Origin of the sequence: Fredinandcohnia onubensis, assembly GCF_002734215.1 — a bacterium.
Lineage (GTDB): Bacteria > Bacillota > Bacilli > Bacillales > Bacillaceae_L > Ferdinandcohnia > Ferdinandcohnia onubensis.
Genome location: NZ_NSEB01000032.1, coordinates 1 through 16,060, shown reverse-complemented (window position 1 = coordinate 16,060; position 16,060 = coordinate 1). Strand labels below are relative to the sequence as shown.

The 16,060-nt window shown below is 38.4% G+C and carries 15 protein-coding genes, 1 tRNA gene, 1 other RNA gene and 1 other annotated feature; of the genes, 13 read left to right on the top strand and 4 right to left on the bottom strand.

The features are described from left to right. Window positions 1-494: 494 nt before the first annotated feature. Window positions 495-1,487: a YaaC family protein gene (locus CKK03_RS23295; RefSeq protein ID WP_099364864.1), complete on the bottom strand. Its 993-nt coding sequence runs from the start codon at window positions 1,485-1,487 to the stop codon at window positions 495-497. 160 nt (window positions 1,488-1,647) lie between these two features. Here CKK03_RS23295 and guaB point away from each other — a divergent pair, with 160 nt between their 5' ends. The 6 genes from guaB to CKK03_RS23265 all read left to right on the top strand — a co-directional run bounded on the left by guaB (window position 1,648) and on the right by CKK03_RS23265 (window position 8,226). Beyond that, window positions 1,648-3,114: an IMP dehydrogenase gene (gene guaB, locus CKK03_RS23290; RefSeq protein ID WP_099364863.1), complete on the top strand. Its 1,467-nt coding sequence runs from the start codon at window positions 1,648-1,650 to the stop codon at window positions 3,112-3,114. A gap of 138 nt (window positions 3,115-3,252) precedes the next feature. Beyond that, window positions 3,253-4,602 (top strand): D-alanyl-D-alanine carboxypeptidase family protein, encoded by a 1,350-nt coding sequence (locus tag CKK03_RS23285; RefSeq protein WP_099364862.1) that lies wholly within the window; start codon window positions 3,253-3,255, stop codon window positions 4,600-4,602. Between the two features lie 200 nt (window positions 4,603-4,802). Beyond that, window positions 4,803-5,687, top strand: coding sequence for a pyridoxal 5'-phosphate synthase lyase subunit PdxS (gene pdxS, locus CKK03_RS23280; protein WP_099364861.1), 885 nt, complete (start codon window positions 4,803-4,805; stop codon window positions 5,685-5,687). Window positions 5,688-5,705: 18 nt separating this feature from the next. Further along, the gene (gene pdxT, locus CKK03_RS23275) at window positions 5,706-6,296 is read left to right on the top strand and encodes a pyridoxal 5'-phosphate synthase glutaminase subunit PdxT (protein ID WP_099364860.1); all 591 of its coding nucleotides are present in this window, start codon (window positions 5,706-5,708) and stop codon (window positions 6,294-6,296) included. Window positions 6,297-6,331: 35 nt separating this feature from the next. Then, window positions 6,332-6,547: a binding site (T-box leader), on the top strand. A 198-nt stretch (window positions 6,548-6,745) separates the two neighbouring features. Next, complete coding sequence (gene serS, locus CKK03_RS23270) at window positions 6,746-8,026, top strand: serine--tRNA ligase (RefSeq protein WP_099364859.1); 1,281 nt, start codon at window positions 6,746-6,748, stop codon at window positions 8,024-8,026. Window positions 8,027-8,133: 107 nt separating this feature from the next. Further along, window positions 8,134-8,226: transfer RNA gene (locus CKK03_RS23265), tRNA-Ser, on the top strand. A gap of 143 nt (window positions 8,227-8,369) precedes the next feature. Here CKK03_RS23265 and CKK03_RS23260 read toward each other — a convergent pair. From CKK03_RS23260 to CKK03_RS23250, 3 genes are all read right to left on the bottom strand, one after another. Then, window positions 8,370-9,038, bottom strand: a complete 669-nt coding sequence (locus CKK03_RS23260) for a deoxynucleoside kinase (protein WP_099355773.1) — start codon at window positions 9,036-9,038, stop codon at window positions 8,370-8,372. After that, window positions 9,025-9,681, bottom strand: a complete 657-nt coding sequence (locus CKK03_RS23255) for a deoxynucleoside kinase (protein ID WP_099364858.1) — start codon at window positions 9,679-9,681, stop codon at window positions 9,025-9,027. The genes CKK03_RS23260 and CKK03_RS23255 overlap by 14 nt, the downstream gene beginning before the upstream one ends. A 171-nt stretch (window positions 9,682-9,852) precedes the next feature. Further along, complete coding sequence (locus CKK03_RS23250; RefSeq protein WP_099364857.1) at window positions 9,853-11,139, bottom strand: LysM peptidoglycan-binding domain-containing protein; 1,287 nt, start codon at window positions 11,137-11,139, stop codon at window positions 9,853-9,855. A 308-nt stretch (window positions 11,140-11,447) separates the two neighbouring features. Between CKK03_RS23250 and tadA the strand changes: the two genes are divergently transcribed. The 7 genes from tadA (at window position 11,448) to CKK03_RS23215 (ending at window position 15,740) form a co-directional block, all read left to right on the top strand. Next, complete coding sequence (gene tadA / locus CKK03_RS23245) at window positions 11,448-11,939, top strand: tRNA adenosine(34) deaminase TadA (protein WP_099364865.1); 492 nt, start codon at window positions 11,448-11,450, stop codon at window positions 11,937-11,939. Window positions 11,940-12,034: 95 nt separating this feature from the next. Beyond that, window positions 12,035-12,299: signal recognition particle sRNA large type (gene ffs, locus CKK03_RS23240), an RNA gene on the top strand. A 147-nt stretch (window positions 12,300-12,446) separates the two neighbouring features. Beyond that, on the top strand, window positions 12,447-14,135 hold the full coding sequence (gene dnaX, locus CKK03_RS23235; protein ID WP_099364856.1) for a DNA polymerase III subunit gamma/tau: 1,689 nt from the start codon (window positions 12,447-12,449) through the stop codon (window positions 14,133-14,135). A gap of 26 nt (window positions 14,136-14,161) precedes the next feature. Then, window positions 14,162-14,482, top strand: a complete 321-nt coding sequence (locus tag CKK03_RS23230; RefSeq protein WP_099355781.1) for a YbaB/EbfC family nucleoid-associated protein — start codon at window positions 14,162-14,164, stop codon at window positions 14,480-14,482. 24 nt (window positions 14,483-14,506) lie between these two features. Continuing rightward, on the top strand, window positions 14,507-15,103 hold the full coding sequence (gene recR / locus CKK03_RS23225; protein WP_099364855.1) for a recombination mediator RecR: 597 nt from the start codon (window positions 14,507-14,509) through the stop codon (window positions 15,101-15,103). A gap of 10 nt (window positions 15,104-15,113) precedes the next feature. Continuing rightward, window positions 15,114-15,326 (top strand): YaaL family protein, encoded by a 213-nt coding sequence (locus CKK03_RS23220; protein ID WP_099364854.1) that lies wholly within the window; start codon window positions 15,114-15,116, stop codon window positions 15,324-15,326. A gap of 147 nt (window positions 15,327-15,473) precedes the next feature. Further along, window positions 15,474-15,740 carry a pro-sigmaK processing inhibitor BofA family protein gene (locus tag CKK03_RS23215; RefSeq protein ID WP_099364853.1) on the top strand — a complete coding sequence of 89 codons (267 nt, stop codon included), beginning with the start codon at window positions 15,474-15,476 and terminating at the stop codon, window positions 15,738-15,740. The last annotated feature ends 320 nt before the right edge of the window (window positions 15,741-16,060 follow it).

Genomic DNA, 16,060 nt, shown 5'->3' with positions numbered 1-16,060 from the left:
TGTGAGAGTAGGACGTCGCTAGGCAACTAAAAGACCAACCGTTATGGTTGGTCTTTTTTGCATGAAAAAGTAGTAAAGAATCGGATCTATTAATGACATATCATAAACGGCCTAATCGGTATATTGCCATATCGAGAAATAATAAGTGCTATACCGCAAACAGCCTAATCGATATATCGCCATTTTGAAAAACGATAAATACTATACCGGAAACAGCTTAAACGGTATATCACCAAGTCGAGAAACAATAAGTGCTATACTGCAAATGACATATTCGGTATATCGCCATATTGAAAAACAATAAATACTATACCGGAAACAGCTTAAACGGTATATCACCAAGTCGAGAAACAATAAATACTATACCGGAAACAGCTTAAACGATATAACACGAGATCGAGAAACAATAAATGCTATATCGCAAACAGCTTAATCGGTATAACAACATCTCCAAAAACGATAAACCCTATATCGCAAACCCAATATATCCCCCCTTATACCCCATCAATTTTCTCCTTTAAAAACAAATAAAGCAAAAAGGGAACTTTATCTGCAGATATCGCAAGAAACTGTCTGATAAATGGATAGTCATTGCTAGAGTATGAATGAAGCAGTTCACTCCACCACTCAGTCTCATATCTAGATATCATACTTAAATTATAGAGGAGTAAGTAATGTGTCATGATTTCAGGAAAAAACGACAGAAGCTCCCTTTCCTTTGGCAGATAGTAGCTGTCTTCATATAGATGATATAGAAGCGGCGAACTTGCCAGTGGTAGAAGATAATTTTCTTTTTTAATTTGTAACGTTATTTGCCCGCAGTCTTTTCCTTCTGTTGGTTCTTTAATAAGAGTTGTTGAAAATGGCAGTGTGTTTTCAATAAAATCTACAAATCTCCGTGAGGTCATATGATAGCTGTCTAAAGCTTCAGTTGGGATTGATAATGTATTCTGAGTTGTGATTGGTGTTTCAATATATAAGCTTTGTTGAAAATGCAGAGTAAATAAATTTTGCAACTCAGGAATTCTTTTAAATAGCTGCTCCATTGTGAATTTTTCACCTTCTATTTGTTTCACATGAAACATACGTTCAGAAAAGTGAGAAAATAAACCGTTTTTTTGCACTTTTACCTCATCATGGAAAAACTCATAGCTCTGTTTTTTTCGTTTTCTTGTTGAAACTCCGTGGGCAAGTACAGAAGTTGATTCTGGGTACTGAGGATCAACAGTTAATAGACATGCTTTTAACAATTGTACCATTCCGTAGAAGAGAAGAACCGGTTTAATGGATAATGGTGCATTTTGGGATAATTGGTAGTAATTTTGACCGTGTTCCAAATAATAGATAAACGGGTAGCTGTTTTCATAGCTTTTTTTATCTGCGTCTGTAACTGCTGCTTTTTCATAGCATTTTTGTAGTAAGTGCTGTGTTGTATTTGCGGCATGTAGTGCATTAAATGATTGCCAAATGAAACGATAATCAAACAAATTACTAACCTCCAATAGAAAACAAAGAAAGTGCAAGACATGGGTTAAAATGAATGATAAAAAACTCTGAATTATTAAATATATCGTTCGATTCTTGACAGTAGTTTACCCAGTTGTTAATCTACTAATAATATTTTGCAATCGAAGGGGGATTTATTACATGTGGGAAACAAAGTTTGCCAAAGAAGGATTAACATTTGATGATGTATTGCTATTACCTGCTAAGTCAGAGGTACTACCTAAGGATGTAAATCTTGGGGTTGCGTTAACAGAAACACTTAAGTTAAATATCCCGGTTATTAGTGCGGGTATGGACACAGTAACAGAGCATGAAATGGCAATTGCAATGGCCCGTCAAGGCGGACTAGGGATCATTCATAAGAATATGTCTATTGAGCAACAGGCTGAGCAGGTTGATAAGGTTAAGCGTTCAGAAAGTGGCGTTATTACAGATCCATTTTTCTTAACTCCAAGTCATCAAGTATTTGATGCTGAACATTTAATGGGAAAATATCGTATTTCAGGTGTCCCAATTGTAAACAACCCACAAGAGCAAATCTTGGTTGGAATTATTACCAATCGTGACCTTCGTTTTATTCAAGACTATTCCATTCTAATTTCAGATGTAATGACAAAGGAAAATCTCGTAACTGCCCCTGTTGGTACAACTTTAGAACAGGCAGAAAAACTTCTACAGAAATATAAAATTGAAAAGCTTCCACTCGTTGATGAAAGTGGAGTATTAAAAGGTCTTATCACAATAAAGGATATTGAAAAAGTAATTGAGTTCCCGAATTCAGCAAAGGATGCACAGGGACGTCTCTTAGTAGGAGCAGCTGTTGGGGTAACAACTGATACAATGCTTCGAGTTGAAAAGCTAGTTAAAGCTGGAGTTGATGCAATTGTTGTTGATACAGCACATGGCCATTCAGCAGGTGTACTTGAAACAGTTAAAACGATTAGAGACGCATATCCAAAACTAAATATTATTGCTGGTAACGTAGCAACAGCTGAAGCAACTCGTGCTCTTATTGAAGCAGGTGCTAGCGTCGTTAAAGTAGGAATAGGACCTGGCTCTATTTGTACAACTCGTGTTGTAGCAGGTGTTGGTGTTCCTCAGATAACAGCTGTTTACGATTGTGCAACAGAAGCAAGAAAACATGGGGTATCGATTATTGCTGACGGTGGTATTAAATATTCGGGTGACATCGTAAAAGCATTAGCTGCTGGTGGACATGTAGTTATGCTAGGAAGCTTACTTGCAGGTGTATCTGAGAGCCCAGGGGAAACAGAAATCTTCCAAGGGCGTCGCTTTAAGGTGTATCGTGGCATGGGCTCTGTTGCAGCAATGGAGAAAGGAAGTAAGGACCGCTACTTCCAGGAGGATGCGAAAAAGTTTGTCCCTGAAGGTATTGAAGGTCGTCTTCCATACAAAGGCCCACTTACAGACACAATATATCAATTAATTGGTGGTATTCGTTCTGGTATGGGTTACTGTGGTACAAAGAATTTAGAAGAGTTAAGAGAGAATGCACAATTCATTAAAATGACAGGTGCAGGATTACGTGAAAGTCATCCACATGATGTACAAATCACAAAGGAAGCGCCGAACTACTCTACTCTTTAAGGTAAATTTAGACATAACATAATCCATTGGTAGGATTTTTATATTGTGGTAGATAGAGTCATGTACTCTGTCTATTTTTTTTGAAGCTGTTATGTTAAAATGTCTTTTGTGCGTATTACGAAAGTGGAGGTTTAAAACGTGAAAAAACAAACACAAAAAAAATTGATTATAAGTTTTTTAGCAGTCTTTTTGCTATCGCTTTTTGTAGGACAAATGCCCCCTGCAAAAGCAGCACCTGCTCTTGATATAAATGTAAAAAATGCGATATTAATTGATGCAGATACAGGTAAGATATTATTCGAAAAGAATGCCGACCAAGCAGCTCCAATTGCAAGTATGGCAAAAATGATGACCGAGTACCTGGTATTGGAAGCTATCTCTGAAGGTAGACTATCTTGGGATCAAACTACTCAAATTAGCCAATATGCATATGATATATCTGCAAATAATAATTTTTCAGGTGTAGGATTACGGTTAAATCATGATTATACGGTTGAAGAACTTTACAAAGCAATGGCGATTTATTCTGATAATGCAACAACAATCACATTAGCAGAACTATTAGCCGGTACTGAAGGCGAATTCGTGAAGCTTATGAATAAAAAGGCAGAAGAACTAGGTCTTCCAAACTATGAGTTTGTAAATAGTACAGGATTATCAAATTCAATGCTAGGTGAAAATTATCCTGAAGGAACAAGTCCAGATGGAGATAATATGTTATCAGCAGAATCTGTGGCTTTATTAGCCTATTCACTATTACGAGATCATCCAGAAGTATTGGAGATTTCAAGTATTCCTCAACTTGACTTTTATGGTGAGAAATTGGATAACTGGAACTGGATGTTAAAGCATGATCCAAAGGTATCCCCATACCTTGCAGATTTCTACTATGAAGGAATGGATGGGTTAAAAACAGGTACAACACCGGCAGCTGGTTATTGCTTTACAGGAACAGCTGAACGTAATGGAAAAAGATTAATTTCAGTCGTGATGGGTGCAACAAGTGAGCCAGAACGTTTCAAAGAAACTCGTAAACTATTAGATTTTGGTTTTAATAATTTTGAGCAAATTGAAGTTTACCCTGAAGGATATCAATTAAAGGATAATAAAGAATTAAAAGTAGTCAAAGGAAAAGAAAAAGAAGTAGAAGTTTCAACTAAAACACCAGTAAGACTTTTAGTTAAAAAGGGTGTAGATAAGTCAGCGTTTAAAGCAGAATATGTTTTTGACGATAAGGTTGTTTCTAAGGATAAAGAAATAACAGCACCTTTTAAAAAAGGAACAAAAGTTGGTTATATGGCTGTATCCTATGATGGTGATGATTTAGGCTATATTACAGCAAATGGTGATGATAAATTACAGGTGCCACTTGTGACAGACACAGGTGTTGAAAAGACAAACTGGTTCGTGCTCATGATGAGAGGAATTGGTGGATTCTTTGGTGACATTTGGTCTAGCGTGGCAAATACTGTTAAGGGCTGGTTCTAATATAAAGGTCTCCTTCTATGTTGTGTAGAAGGAGATCTTTTTTGTTTCCATATTATACTATTTTGGTATAATTACTAGGAAATTAGAAAATTATGAGTTAGAATATTCTTAGTTTATTTTACATAGGGCATTCACTATTGTTAAAAATATGATATGATTATGCCTATAAAATTAGATAACGAATTATTGGAGGAATCATAATGGCAAATACAGGTACAGATCGAGTAAAACGTGGTATGGCTGAAATGCAAAAGGGCGGCGTAATTATGGACGTTGTCAATGCAGAACAAGCTAAAATTGCAGAGGAAGCAGGAGCTGTAGCAGTAATGGCTTTAGAGCGTGTGCCAGCTGATATTCGAGCGGCTGGTGGAGTTGCTAGAATGGCGGACCCAACAATTGTTGAGCAAGTAATGGGTGCTGTTACTATTCCAGTTATGGCTAAAGCTCGTATTGGTCATATTGTAGAAGCTAGAGTATTAGAAGCTCTTGGCGTTGACTACATTGATGAGAGTGAAGTATTAACTCCAGCTGATGAAGAATACCACTTAAATAAACGTGATTTCACAGTTCCATTTGTTTGTGGTTGCCGTGACTTAGGAGAAGCAACTCGCCGAATTGCAGAAGGTGCATCTATGCTTCGTACAAAAGGTGAACCCGGAACAGGAAATATTGTAGAAGCTGTTCGTCATATGAGAAAAGTGAATGCTCAAATTCGTAAAGTTGTTGGCATGAGCGAAGACGAACTCATGACAGAAGCAAAAAACCTAGGAGCACCATTTGAATTATTGCTTCAAATCAAACAAGAAGGTCGCCTACCAGTTGTTAACTTTGCTGCAGGTGGTGTAGCTACTCCAGCTGACGCAGCGCTTATGATGCAACTTGGAGCAGATGGAGTATTTGTTGGATCTGGTATTTTCAAATCAGATAATCCTGCAAAATTTGCTCGTGCGATTGTAGAAGCTACTACACATTATCAAGATTATGAATTAATTGCACACCTTTCAAAAGGATTAGGAAATGCTATGAAAGGTATTGAAATTTCATCATTATTACCAGAACAACGCATGCAAGATAGAGGCTGGTAAGTAAGAGGGTGTTCAGACGTGGTTAAAATCGGAGTATTAGGACTTCAAGGGGCAGTTAGAGAACATGTTCGTTCTGTAGAAGCCTCAGGAGCAGAAGCAGTCATCATAAAAAAAGTTGAACAACTTGAAGAAATTGACGGAATAATAATCCCTGGCGGAGAAAGTACTACAATGCGCCGATTAATTGATAAATATGAGTTTATGGAGCCACTTCGCTCATTTGCTAAGCAAGGTAAGCCGATGTTTGGAACATGTGCAGGGCTCATTCTACTTGCGAAGCAGCTTGTTGATTATAAGGAGTCACATCTTGGTATTATGGATATCAAAGTTGAGAGAAACTCATTTGGCCGTCAACGTGAGAGCTTTGAGGCAGAGCTTATGATTCCTGGAATCGCTGAAGATTTTGTCGGAGTATTTATTCGTGCGCCACATATTGTGGAAGCGGGAGAAAACGTTGAAATTCTTGCAAAGCATGATGGTAGAATTGTTGCAGCTCGTGAAGGACAATTTTTAGGCTGCTCCTTCCATCCTGAATTAACAGACGATCATCGCTTTACAGGGTATTTTGTAAAAATGGTCGAAGAATCAAAAGCAAAAAACCTTGTATAAACAATTAAAACATGGTAAAACTTTATATAAATAATATTAAATCTATGATAGGAACTAGTAGCTAGCCTTTTTTCCTAAGAGAGTCGGTGGTTGGTGTGAACCGATGAAAAAAGCTTGTGAATCCATCCTTGAGTGAAATACTGAACGCATCATTCTAGTAGGTATTTTCGGTAAATCCGTTATCTTTTTCAAGAGGAGGATACTTGTATCCTCAACTAGGGTGGTAACGCGGGTTAACTCTCGTCCCTTTTTTAGGGGCGGGAGTTTTTTATTTGTCGTGACTGCCGATAAGCGCCGTATTTCTTCGTTGGCTTGGTTCTCTGGTCCTCACGTAGATTAGCTACGCTCCGGTCCTCAAACCTGCGCCGCCTTGAAATAATTGCTTCTCGATAGTCACGATTGGTTACACATTGTTACTATAACTACATAGATTTTAGGAGGTTTAAGTGATGTTAGATATTAAATTTTTACGAAGCCATTTTGATGAAGTGAAAGAGAGATTAAAGTATCGTGGTGAGGATTTAACAGACCTTGGGCATTTTGAGGAACTAGATAAAAAGCGCCGCGAGCTTATCTTGAAGACTGAGGAGTTAAAAAGCCACAGAAATGAAGTGTCTGGTCAAATCGCCATTTTAAAACGAGAGAAAAAAGATGCAGATGCTCTCATTTTAGAAATGCGCGAAGTTGGGGACAAAGTCAAAGAATTAGACACGGAATTACGAGATGTGGAAGGACAATTAGAGCATCTTATGTTATCAATTCCGAATATACCACATGAAAGTGTGCCAATTGGTGAATCTGAGGATGATAACGTTGAAATCCGTAAATGGGGTGAGCTTCCTGAGTTTGGATTTGAACCAAAGCCACATTGGGAAATTGCTGATCAACTTGAAATTTTAGATTTTGAACGTGCAGGAAAAGTAACTGGTAGCCGCTTTGTATTTTATAAGAGGCTTGGGGCAACACTTGAAAGAGCGCTATTTAACTTTATGTTAGACCTACATGTGGAGGAACATGGATATGAAGAGGTCATTCCTCCATATCTAGTTAATCGTGCAAGTATGACAGGTACAGGACAGTTACCAAAGTTTGAAGAAGATGCATTCCTCATTGAAAATGAAGACTACTTCTTAATTCCAACTGCTGAGGTTCCAGTTACAAACCTTCACCGTGATGAGATTATAGGCGGAGAAGAGTTGCCAATCAAGTACGCGGCATTTAGTGCTTGTTTCCGCTCTGAAGCTGGTTCAGCAGGAAGAGATACAAGAGGGTTGATCCGCCAGCATCAGTTTAATAAGGTAGAACTAGTGAAGTTTGTAAAGCCAGAAGATTCTTATGAAGAATTGGAAAGCTTAACAGCAAATGCTGAAAAGGTACTTCAGTTATTAGGTCTTCCTTATCGTGTCTTGAGCATGTGTAGTGCAGATTTAGGATTTACTGCAGCGAAGAAATATGACATTGAAGTATGGATTCCAAGCTACGGAACTTACCGTGAGATTTCTTCTTGTAGTAATTTTGAGGCATTCCAAGCAAGACGAGCGAATATTCGTTTCCGTCGTGATCGAGATTCAAAACCTGAACATGTTCATACTTTGAATGGTTCCGGACTTGCCATTGGTCGAACTGTTGCAGCAATCCTAGAGAATTATCAACAAGAAGACGGTACAGTCATTATTCCTGAAGTATTACGTCCTTATATGAGAAATAAAGAAGTAATTGGTCCGAAGTAATCTGAAAAATATTGGCCAGGATATATTATTTTCCTGGCCAATAATTTTTTTTATAAATAATGTTGACATACAAATTAGAACTATGGTATATTAATTTTTGTCGATACGGAGGAATACCCAAGTCCGGCTGAAGGGATCGGTCTTGAAAACCGACAGGGGTGTTAAAGCCCGCGGGGGTTCGAATCCCTCTTCCTCCGCCATAATTTTTAAATAATACTAGCGCATAAAGTATTGGAGATGGACTCGTTACTATAATAGTAACGAGTTTTTTGCTTTTTAAAAATATATCTTGTCAATAAAGAACCCCTTTTGAGTGATTATCTCAAAAGGGGTAATTGTCATTCTAGCTTTTTAAAAGCTCAGTTTGTCTGATAAACTTTGAAATTTTCTCGATAATTGGTTCGACTGAACCTTCATCTTGTAAAATATCGTATTCATTGATGTTTAATCGAAGGACTGGGCAAGCAGTAAAATTATTGATCCATTTTTCATAACGACCGTGCATTTCTTCCCAATAGGAAATAGGAGTTTGTTGCTCCATCGGTCTGCCACGTTCCTGGATTCGATTAATAATATCATCCAGGCTGCCTTCAAGATAAATTAATAAATTCGGATGTGGGAAGTATGGGGTCATTACCATTGCATCAAAAAGATTGGTATATGTCTCATAATCGACAGGCGCCATTGTTCCTTTTTCATAATGCATTCTCGCAAATATACCTGTGTCCTCATAAATAGAACGATCTTGGACAAATCCTCCGCCATATTCAAAGATTTTCTTTTGCTCTTTAAAACGTTCTGCAAGGAAATAGATTTGAAGGTGGAAGCTCCATCTTTCAAAGTCTGCATAAAACCGATCTAAATATGGATTCGTATCTACTTTTTCAAAGGAGGTTCTAAATCCAAGTGCATTTGCAAGTGCATTTGTCATCGTAGACTTTCCAACACCAACTGTACCTGCGATGGTAATCACTGCATTACTAGGGATATCATATTTATTACGCAAATTCATTCTGTCTTACTCCTTTTTCAAGAATGGTGTCTTCTATTTTTGATAGGATTTGGTCCAGATCCTGTTTGTTCTGGACAAAGTCTAGTTTGTCTCCGTTAAAACGTATCACAGGAATATTTGGATGTGACTTTTCAAACTTTGCCATTGATTGCTCATAATCAAGGCTTAGTTGACTAAGATATGCTGGGTCAATACCTTTTTCGATGTCTCGACCGCGCATTTTAATCCGCTCTAATAAAGTATCGAGGCTAGCGTGTAAATAAATGACGACATTTGGTACAGGCATATCAGCTGTTAGAATTTTATAAATCTGTAGGTATTTTTGAAATTGCTGAGTTTTCAATGTCCGCTCAGCGAAGATTAGGTTTTTGAATATATGATAATCCGCAACAACCGGTTGATTTTTTTGAAGGTAATTCTCATTAATGTCTTCAAGTTGTTTGTATCGGTTACAGAGGAAAAACATTTCTGTTTGAAAACTCCATTCATCAATATTCGTATAAAATTTACCCAAGAATGGATTTTCATCGACTATCTCTTTCAATAAGGCAAATTCAAATTGTTCTGAAATAGCCTTAGCGAGAGAGGTCTTCCCAACTCCGATCGGACCCTCTACTGTAATAAAGGGAATCCTACTACCCATCTCGTGTCCCCCTTTTTATATCAATCAAATGACAGATAAGCATTATTTTATCACAGGAAGATAGATGTTTGTTATTAATTGTCGAAAAAACAGACTGGGAAATATTATAGTTTTCTTATTGTGCACTAAATAGAAAAAGGAACTCGAAAAATCGAGTTCCTTTGAATGATTTCATCGTTTGACGACATTGAAATTATCAGTGATCAACAGCCAATTTTGTGGGAACGGTAGCCCTAGTTTCCAATAGCTGATTCCTCGTAGATTCAATTCTTTAATCAAATCAAACTTTGCCTGAATGCTTCTAGCATCCTCAAACCAAACCTTATGTTGCTTTCCAGCTGAGTCCGTATAATCAAAGTGAGGAGCTTGTGCCTTCGTATCGTATTGGATTGGAACATTAAACTGCTTTGCGAGTTCAATTGCTCGCTGTGGGCTTACTGCCTTTGCATATTCGCCACCTTGCACAAATGGTAGTGTCCAATCATAGCCATAGAGATTTTGACCCATCATAATTTTCGACCCTGGCATTTCGGTTAACGCGTATTCAATGACTTCACGGACAGGACCAATAGGTGATACTGCCATTGGTGGGCCACCACTATATCCCCATTCATAGGTCATGATGACAACAAAGTCCACGATTTCACCATGTGCTTTATAATCATGTGCTTCGTACCAAGCTCCCTTTTGTTCTGCACTTGTTTTAGGAGCAAGTGCAGTGGATAGCAGCCAGCCTTCTTGGCTAAAACGCTGTTTTGCTTTACGCAAAAAGTTGTTATAGGCTTCGCGGTCTTCTGGTCGTAAAAACTCCATATCGAAATGAATATCACGGAACCCATATTTTTTGGCTGTTTCTACTATTGTATCTAACAGCTTGTTTTGGACATTTTGGTCGTTAAGCACAATCTGGCCTAACTCACTACTAAATTGACCTTCTTCTAAATTCGCTACGACCATCATAAGGGTTACGTTATTTGCACTTGCGATGCTTGGTAAATTGTTCAATGGTGGTTCTTTTAGAGTGCCATCTCGTTGGATTTGAAAGTTAAATGGGGCTAAGTATGTTAAGTATGGAGCTGCTTGTCGTGAACTTCTTTCGAGAGCGGGACTTACCGAAGTTCCTGACGGTTCTACATAAGCATTGATTTCTGCATTTCGTTTTGGGCGTGCAGGAATATAGAGTCTAAGACCTACATTTAGTGGACGATTCGCCGGAATCTGGTTGATTTGTGCTAATTGCTGATAATTAAGTCCAAATTTATTTGCAATCGACCAAAGGCTATCGCCTGGCTGTACCCAGTAAAATTGACCGACGATAGGAATAACAAGTGCCTGGCCAATCGCAAGATTACCGGGGTCTGGAATTTGGTTTGCACGAACAATTTCATCCACTGTCGTTCCGTATGCACGAGCGATTCCAAATAAGGATTGACCTTGCTCTACTAAATGAATTTGCATGTTTGACCTCCTCATTCTACAATCTAGGTAACACACCTTTATTACTCTATGAGAGAATAACAAAGATGATGCTTGGATAAGTTGTTTAACTTTATTTAGTCGGGGTAAAACTCCGACTAAATAAAGTTAAAACCTACGGTGGATGCCACAGATTTTCAAAGGTAGCTTTTCGAGCGTAAGATCAAAGACTAAGTACGCCACTTCCTGTGGCAACGTCTTTGTGACCCACCTCGTGTGGGCCTAAAAAATCTGGCGCGCAAATACGCCAAGGCGCATTTGATTTATCTAGTGAGGGAGTATTTATTTTGATGAAATCTGACGAATATTATATGAAATTGGCGATTGAGGAAGCAAAAAAGGCAGCAGATATTGACGAAGTGCCAATTGGGGCTGTCCTTGTTATAAATGATGAAGTTATTACAAAAGCTCATAACCTCCGTGAAACACAGCAACGTTCAATTGCCCATGCAGAACTATTGGCACTTGATGAAGCCTGCCAACGTTTAGATACATGGAGACTAGAGGATTCAACCTTGTATGTCACTCTTGAGCCTTGTGCAATGTGCTCGGGGGCAATCGTCCTATCGCGGGTAAAACGGGTCGTTTACGGGGCAAGGGATCCTAAGGGAGGATGCGCGGGAACCTTAATGAACCTTTTACAGGATCAACGATTCAATCATCAAAGTGAGGTTGTTTCAGGCGTTTGTGAGGAAGAGTGCAGTGAACTCCTAAGTTCGTTTTTTAGACAGCTTCGAAAGAGAAAAAAAGAAGAAAAGAATCGTACAACTGGTTCTACTTGAAAAAACTTACAGTTGGAATACGTTGATTTTTTTTGAATGAGCCTTTATACTAAGAATGTGTCACAAAGACACCTAACAATTTGGTATCAATTTTGCCGTGCTAAGCGGGGAGGTAGCGGTGCCCTGTACTCGCAATCCGCTCTAGCGAGGCCGAATCCCTTCATAGAGGGTAGTTATTGTAGGGTCTGCCTCAAGTAAGTGGTGTTGACGTCTGGGTCCTACGCAATGGGAACCCGTGAATCCTGTCAGGTCCGGAAGGAAGCAGCAGTAAGCGGACTCTCCCATGTGCCGTAGGGTTGCCTAGACCGAGCTAACTGCTTGAGTAACGCCTGGGGTAACTATTCGACGGAAGGTGCACGGCAGTTATACTACATAAAACAACTCACTCATTCGGGTGGGTTTTTTTATTTTTTCTAGATTTTTTAAGTGAATGGTATAATCACTTTGTACAGAATATTCACTTCCTGTATAATAGGAAGTGGACGAAGAGAAGGAGGGGTAATATCAATGGCATATCAAGCATTATACCGTGTCTTTCGACCACAAACCTTTCATGATGTGGTTGGCCAAGAACATATAACCCAAACATTAAAGAATGCCCTTCTTCAAGAAAAGTTTTCTCACGCTTACCTCTTCTCAGGACCAAGGGGAACAGGAAAAACGAGTGCTGCGAAAATTTTTGCGAAAGCCGTTAACTGTGAGCGTTCTCCGGTTGCAGAGCCTTGTAATGAGTGTGCCGCATGTCGAGGAATTACCGACGGCTCGATTTCTGATGTGATTGAAATTGATGCTGCCTCAAACAATGGTGTCGATGAAATTAGAGATATCCGCGATAAAGTGAAGTATGCTCCCAGTGCAGTACGCTACAAGGTATATATCATTGATGAAGTACATATGCTTTCAATCGGTGCGTTTAACGCCTTGCTAAAAACATTGGAGGAACCACCAAGACATGTCATTTTCATTTTAGCAACAACTGAACCACATAAAATTCCACTTACGATCATATCCAGATGTCAACGTTTTGATTTTCGTCGGATTACAACTCAAGCAATCGTAGGGAGAATGAAAACGATCATATCTGAACAGAACGTGACAGTGGACGATCAAGCACTTTATGTTATTGCAAGAGCTGCTGAAGGTGGGATGCGGGATGCGCTAAGTTTATTGGACCAAGCGATTTCCTTCAGTGACGAAGTGGTAAAACTTGAAGATGTTCTCACGATAACTGGAGCTGTTTCGCAATCACTGCTAACGAATGTGGTTAGGGCGACACACGACCGCGATGTACGAACAGCTTTAAAGACGCTCGATGAAATGATGGACCTTGGGAAAGACCCAATGAGATTCATTGAAGATTTAATCTTCTATTATAGGGACATGCTTTTATATCAAACAGCCCCCCAATTAGAAGAAGTGATGGAGCGGGTCTTAGTTGATGAAGACTTTACAGACCTTGCAAAAAATATCCCAAATCATGAAATTTATGAAACCGTGGATATTTTAAACCAAGCCCAGCAGGAGATGAAGTGGACAAACCATCCACGAATTTTTCTAGAGGTAGCGCTTGTAAAGCTTACTCAAATGGACAAACAACATTCATTAGAATCATTGCCACAAATTGAAGGCTTAATGAATAAAATAAATATGCTAGAATCTGAACTTGCATCGATTAAGGAAAAAGGTATTACAGCACAACCACAAGATGCAAAGCCTGCTGAAAAACGTCCACAAAAAACATCTAGAAATGGTTACAGAACCCCAGTAGGAAGAATCAATGAGGTTTTAAAGAGTGCAACCAGACAGAATCTCGAAATATTAAAAGGAAAATGGGGCGATATGCTCGATCAACTTCGCAATCAAAACAAAGTGTCTCATGCAGCCCTTTTAATTGAAAGTGAACCAGTTGCAGCTTCTTCAAATGCGTTTGTGTTAAAGTTTAAATATGAAATCCATTGTAAAATGGCATCTGAAAACGCAGAAGTAAAAGAAAACCTCGAAAACATTCTTTCTACATTAACTGGAAAAAGGTTTGAAATGATTGGTGTACCAGATGATGAATGGGGTAAAATTAGAGAAGAGTTTATCCGTGGGCAAAAAACCGATGATGATCAAGGGCCTGAGGAAACAGAAGACCCTCTTATTGCAGAAGCGATGAAAATTGTTGGTGCAGAGCTCATTGAAATAAAGGAATAATAATCATAAAGGAGGAATTTAACATGATGCGTGGCGGCGGAATGGGTAATATGCAAAAGATGATGAAACAAATGCAAAAAATGCAAAAGGATATGGCAAAGGCACAGGAAGAACTTGCTGATAAAGTGGTAGAAGGTACTGCTGGTGGTGGTATGGTCACTGTAAAGGCAAATGGCCAAAAAGAAATCATTGACGTTATCATTAAACAAGAAGTGGTAGATCCAGATGATATTGAAATGTTACAAGACCTTGTTTTAGCAGCAACAAATGATGCCCTTAAGAAGATCGAAGACCTAACAAATGAAACGATGGGTCAATTTACTAAAGGAATGAACCTTCCATTCTAATGGGTTGAAAGGATTTAGATAGATATGCATTATCCTGAACCAATATCTAAGCTAATAGATAGCTTTATGAAATTGCCAGGTATCGGCCCAAAAACGGCCGTGCGTCTGGCTTTTTTTGTATTAAGTATGAAAGAGGATATCGTGCTTGATTTTGCAAAGGCACTTGTCAATGCAAAGCGGAACCTCACATATTGTTCAAATTGCGGGCATATAACAGATAGAGACCCTTGTTACATTTGTGAAGATGAACGACGCGACAAGACAGTAATCTGTGTCCTACAGGATCCGAAAGATGTAATCGCGATGGAAAAAATGAAAGAATACAACGGTTTGTATCATGTCTTACATGGGGCAATCTCCCCAATGGATGGTATTGGTCCAGAAGATATTAAAATTCCTGAATTACTAAAAAGACTTCAGGATGATACGGTGCAAGAAATTATTTTAGCGACTAATCCGAACATCGAAGGGGAAGCTACAGCTATGTATATTTCCCGTTTGCTAAAACCAACGGGTATTAAAATTACAAGAATCGCACATGGCTTACCGGTTGGTGGAGACTTAGAATATGCCGATGAAGTAACACTATCAAAGGCACTTGAAGGTCGCCGGGAACTATAGGAGGTCTTTTATGCTTTTTAAAAAGAAGGGAAAGCTTCGACAAGAATATAACCAAGAGCTCTTTAGTCAGTTAGAAATAGCAAAGAAGGAATGGATGAGACAGAAAAATCTTATCGAAAAAAGTGTTGAACCTTCTGATGATGTTTTAAATGAACTTAAGGTTGCGGAAACCAAATACTTCTTTTTACTAAGAGAAGCAAAAAGGCGAAAAGTATTTCTATAAAATTAAATCCTATCAAGGAAGTAAGACTTTCTCTGATAGGATTTTTTATTAGGACCGGATTTAGTAAATAAAATGGGACAAGAGGTTCTTAAAACTCTTCACTTACATAGAATAATAGTACAAGTTGTGAGAAGGAGTGAAGTCTGATTGGAACCAAAATTTGTTATAGCTATACTTGGAGGATTGATCGTACTTGTTCTTTTGATAGGAGCACCTCTTAAGCCAATTCGACTAGTGGGACAAGTATTTGTCAAAATCTTAATTGGCGCATTGTTTTTATTCTTCTTAAATGCATTTGGACAATCATTTGATCTACATGTACCCATTAATCTAGTGACTTCTGCAGTATCTGGTCTACTCGGTCTCCCAGGCTTAGCGGCGCTCGTAATTATAGATTTATTTATAGTAGGATAAAAAAACAAATGGGATCTCATTTGTTTTTTTATTGTTTAATTTAGGTGGCAGGTCATAAATAGTGGGGTAGTTAGAAAACGGAAAAGTATTTTAATATAATTTGTTGACATTTGGTTGGAACGGGTGTATATTTAAATTCCTCACAGGGAATACCTTAAAATAAGAAAAAAACATAAAAAATAATGTTGACTTATTTTTGTGAGGATGTTATATTAATAAAGTCGCTTCTGAGAGGCGAAACAAAAGTTCTTTGAAAACTGAACACAATACAAGCGTCAACGTTTAATTCAAAAGTAACAAACTATTGAGCAATCAATACT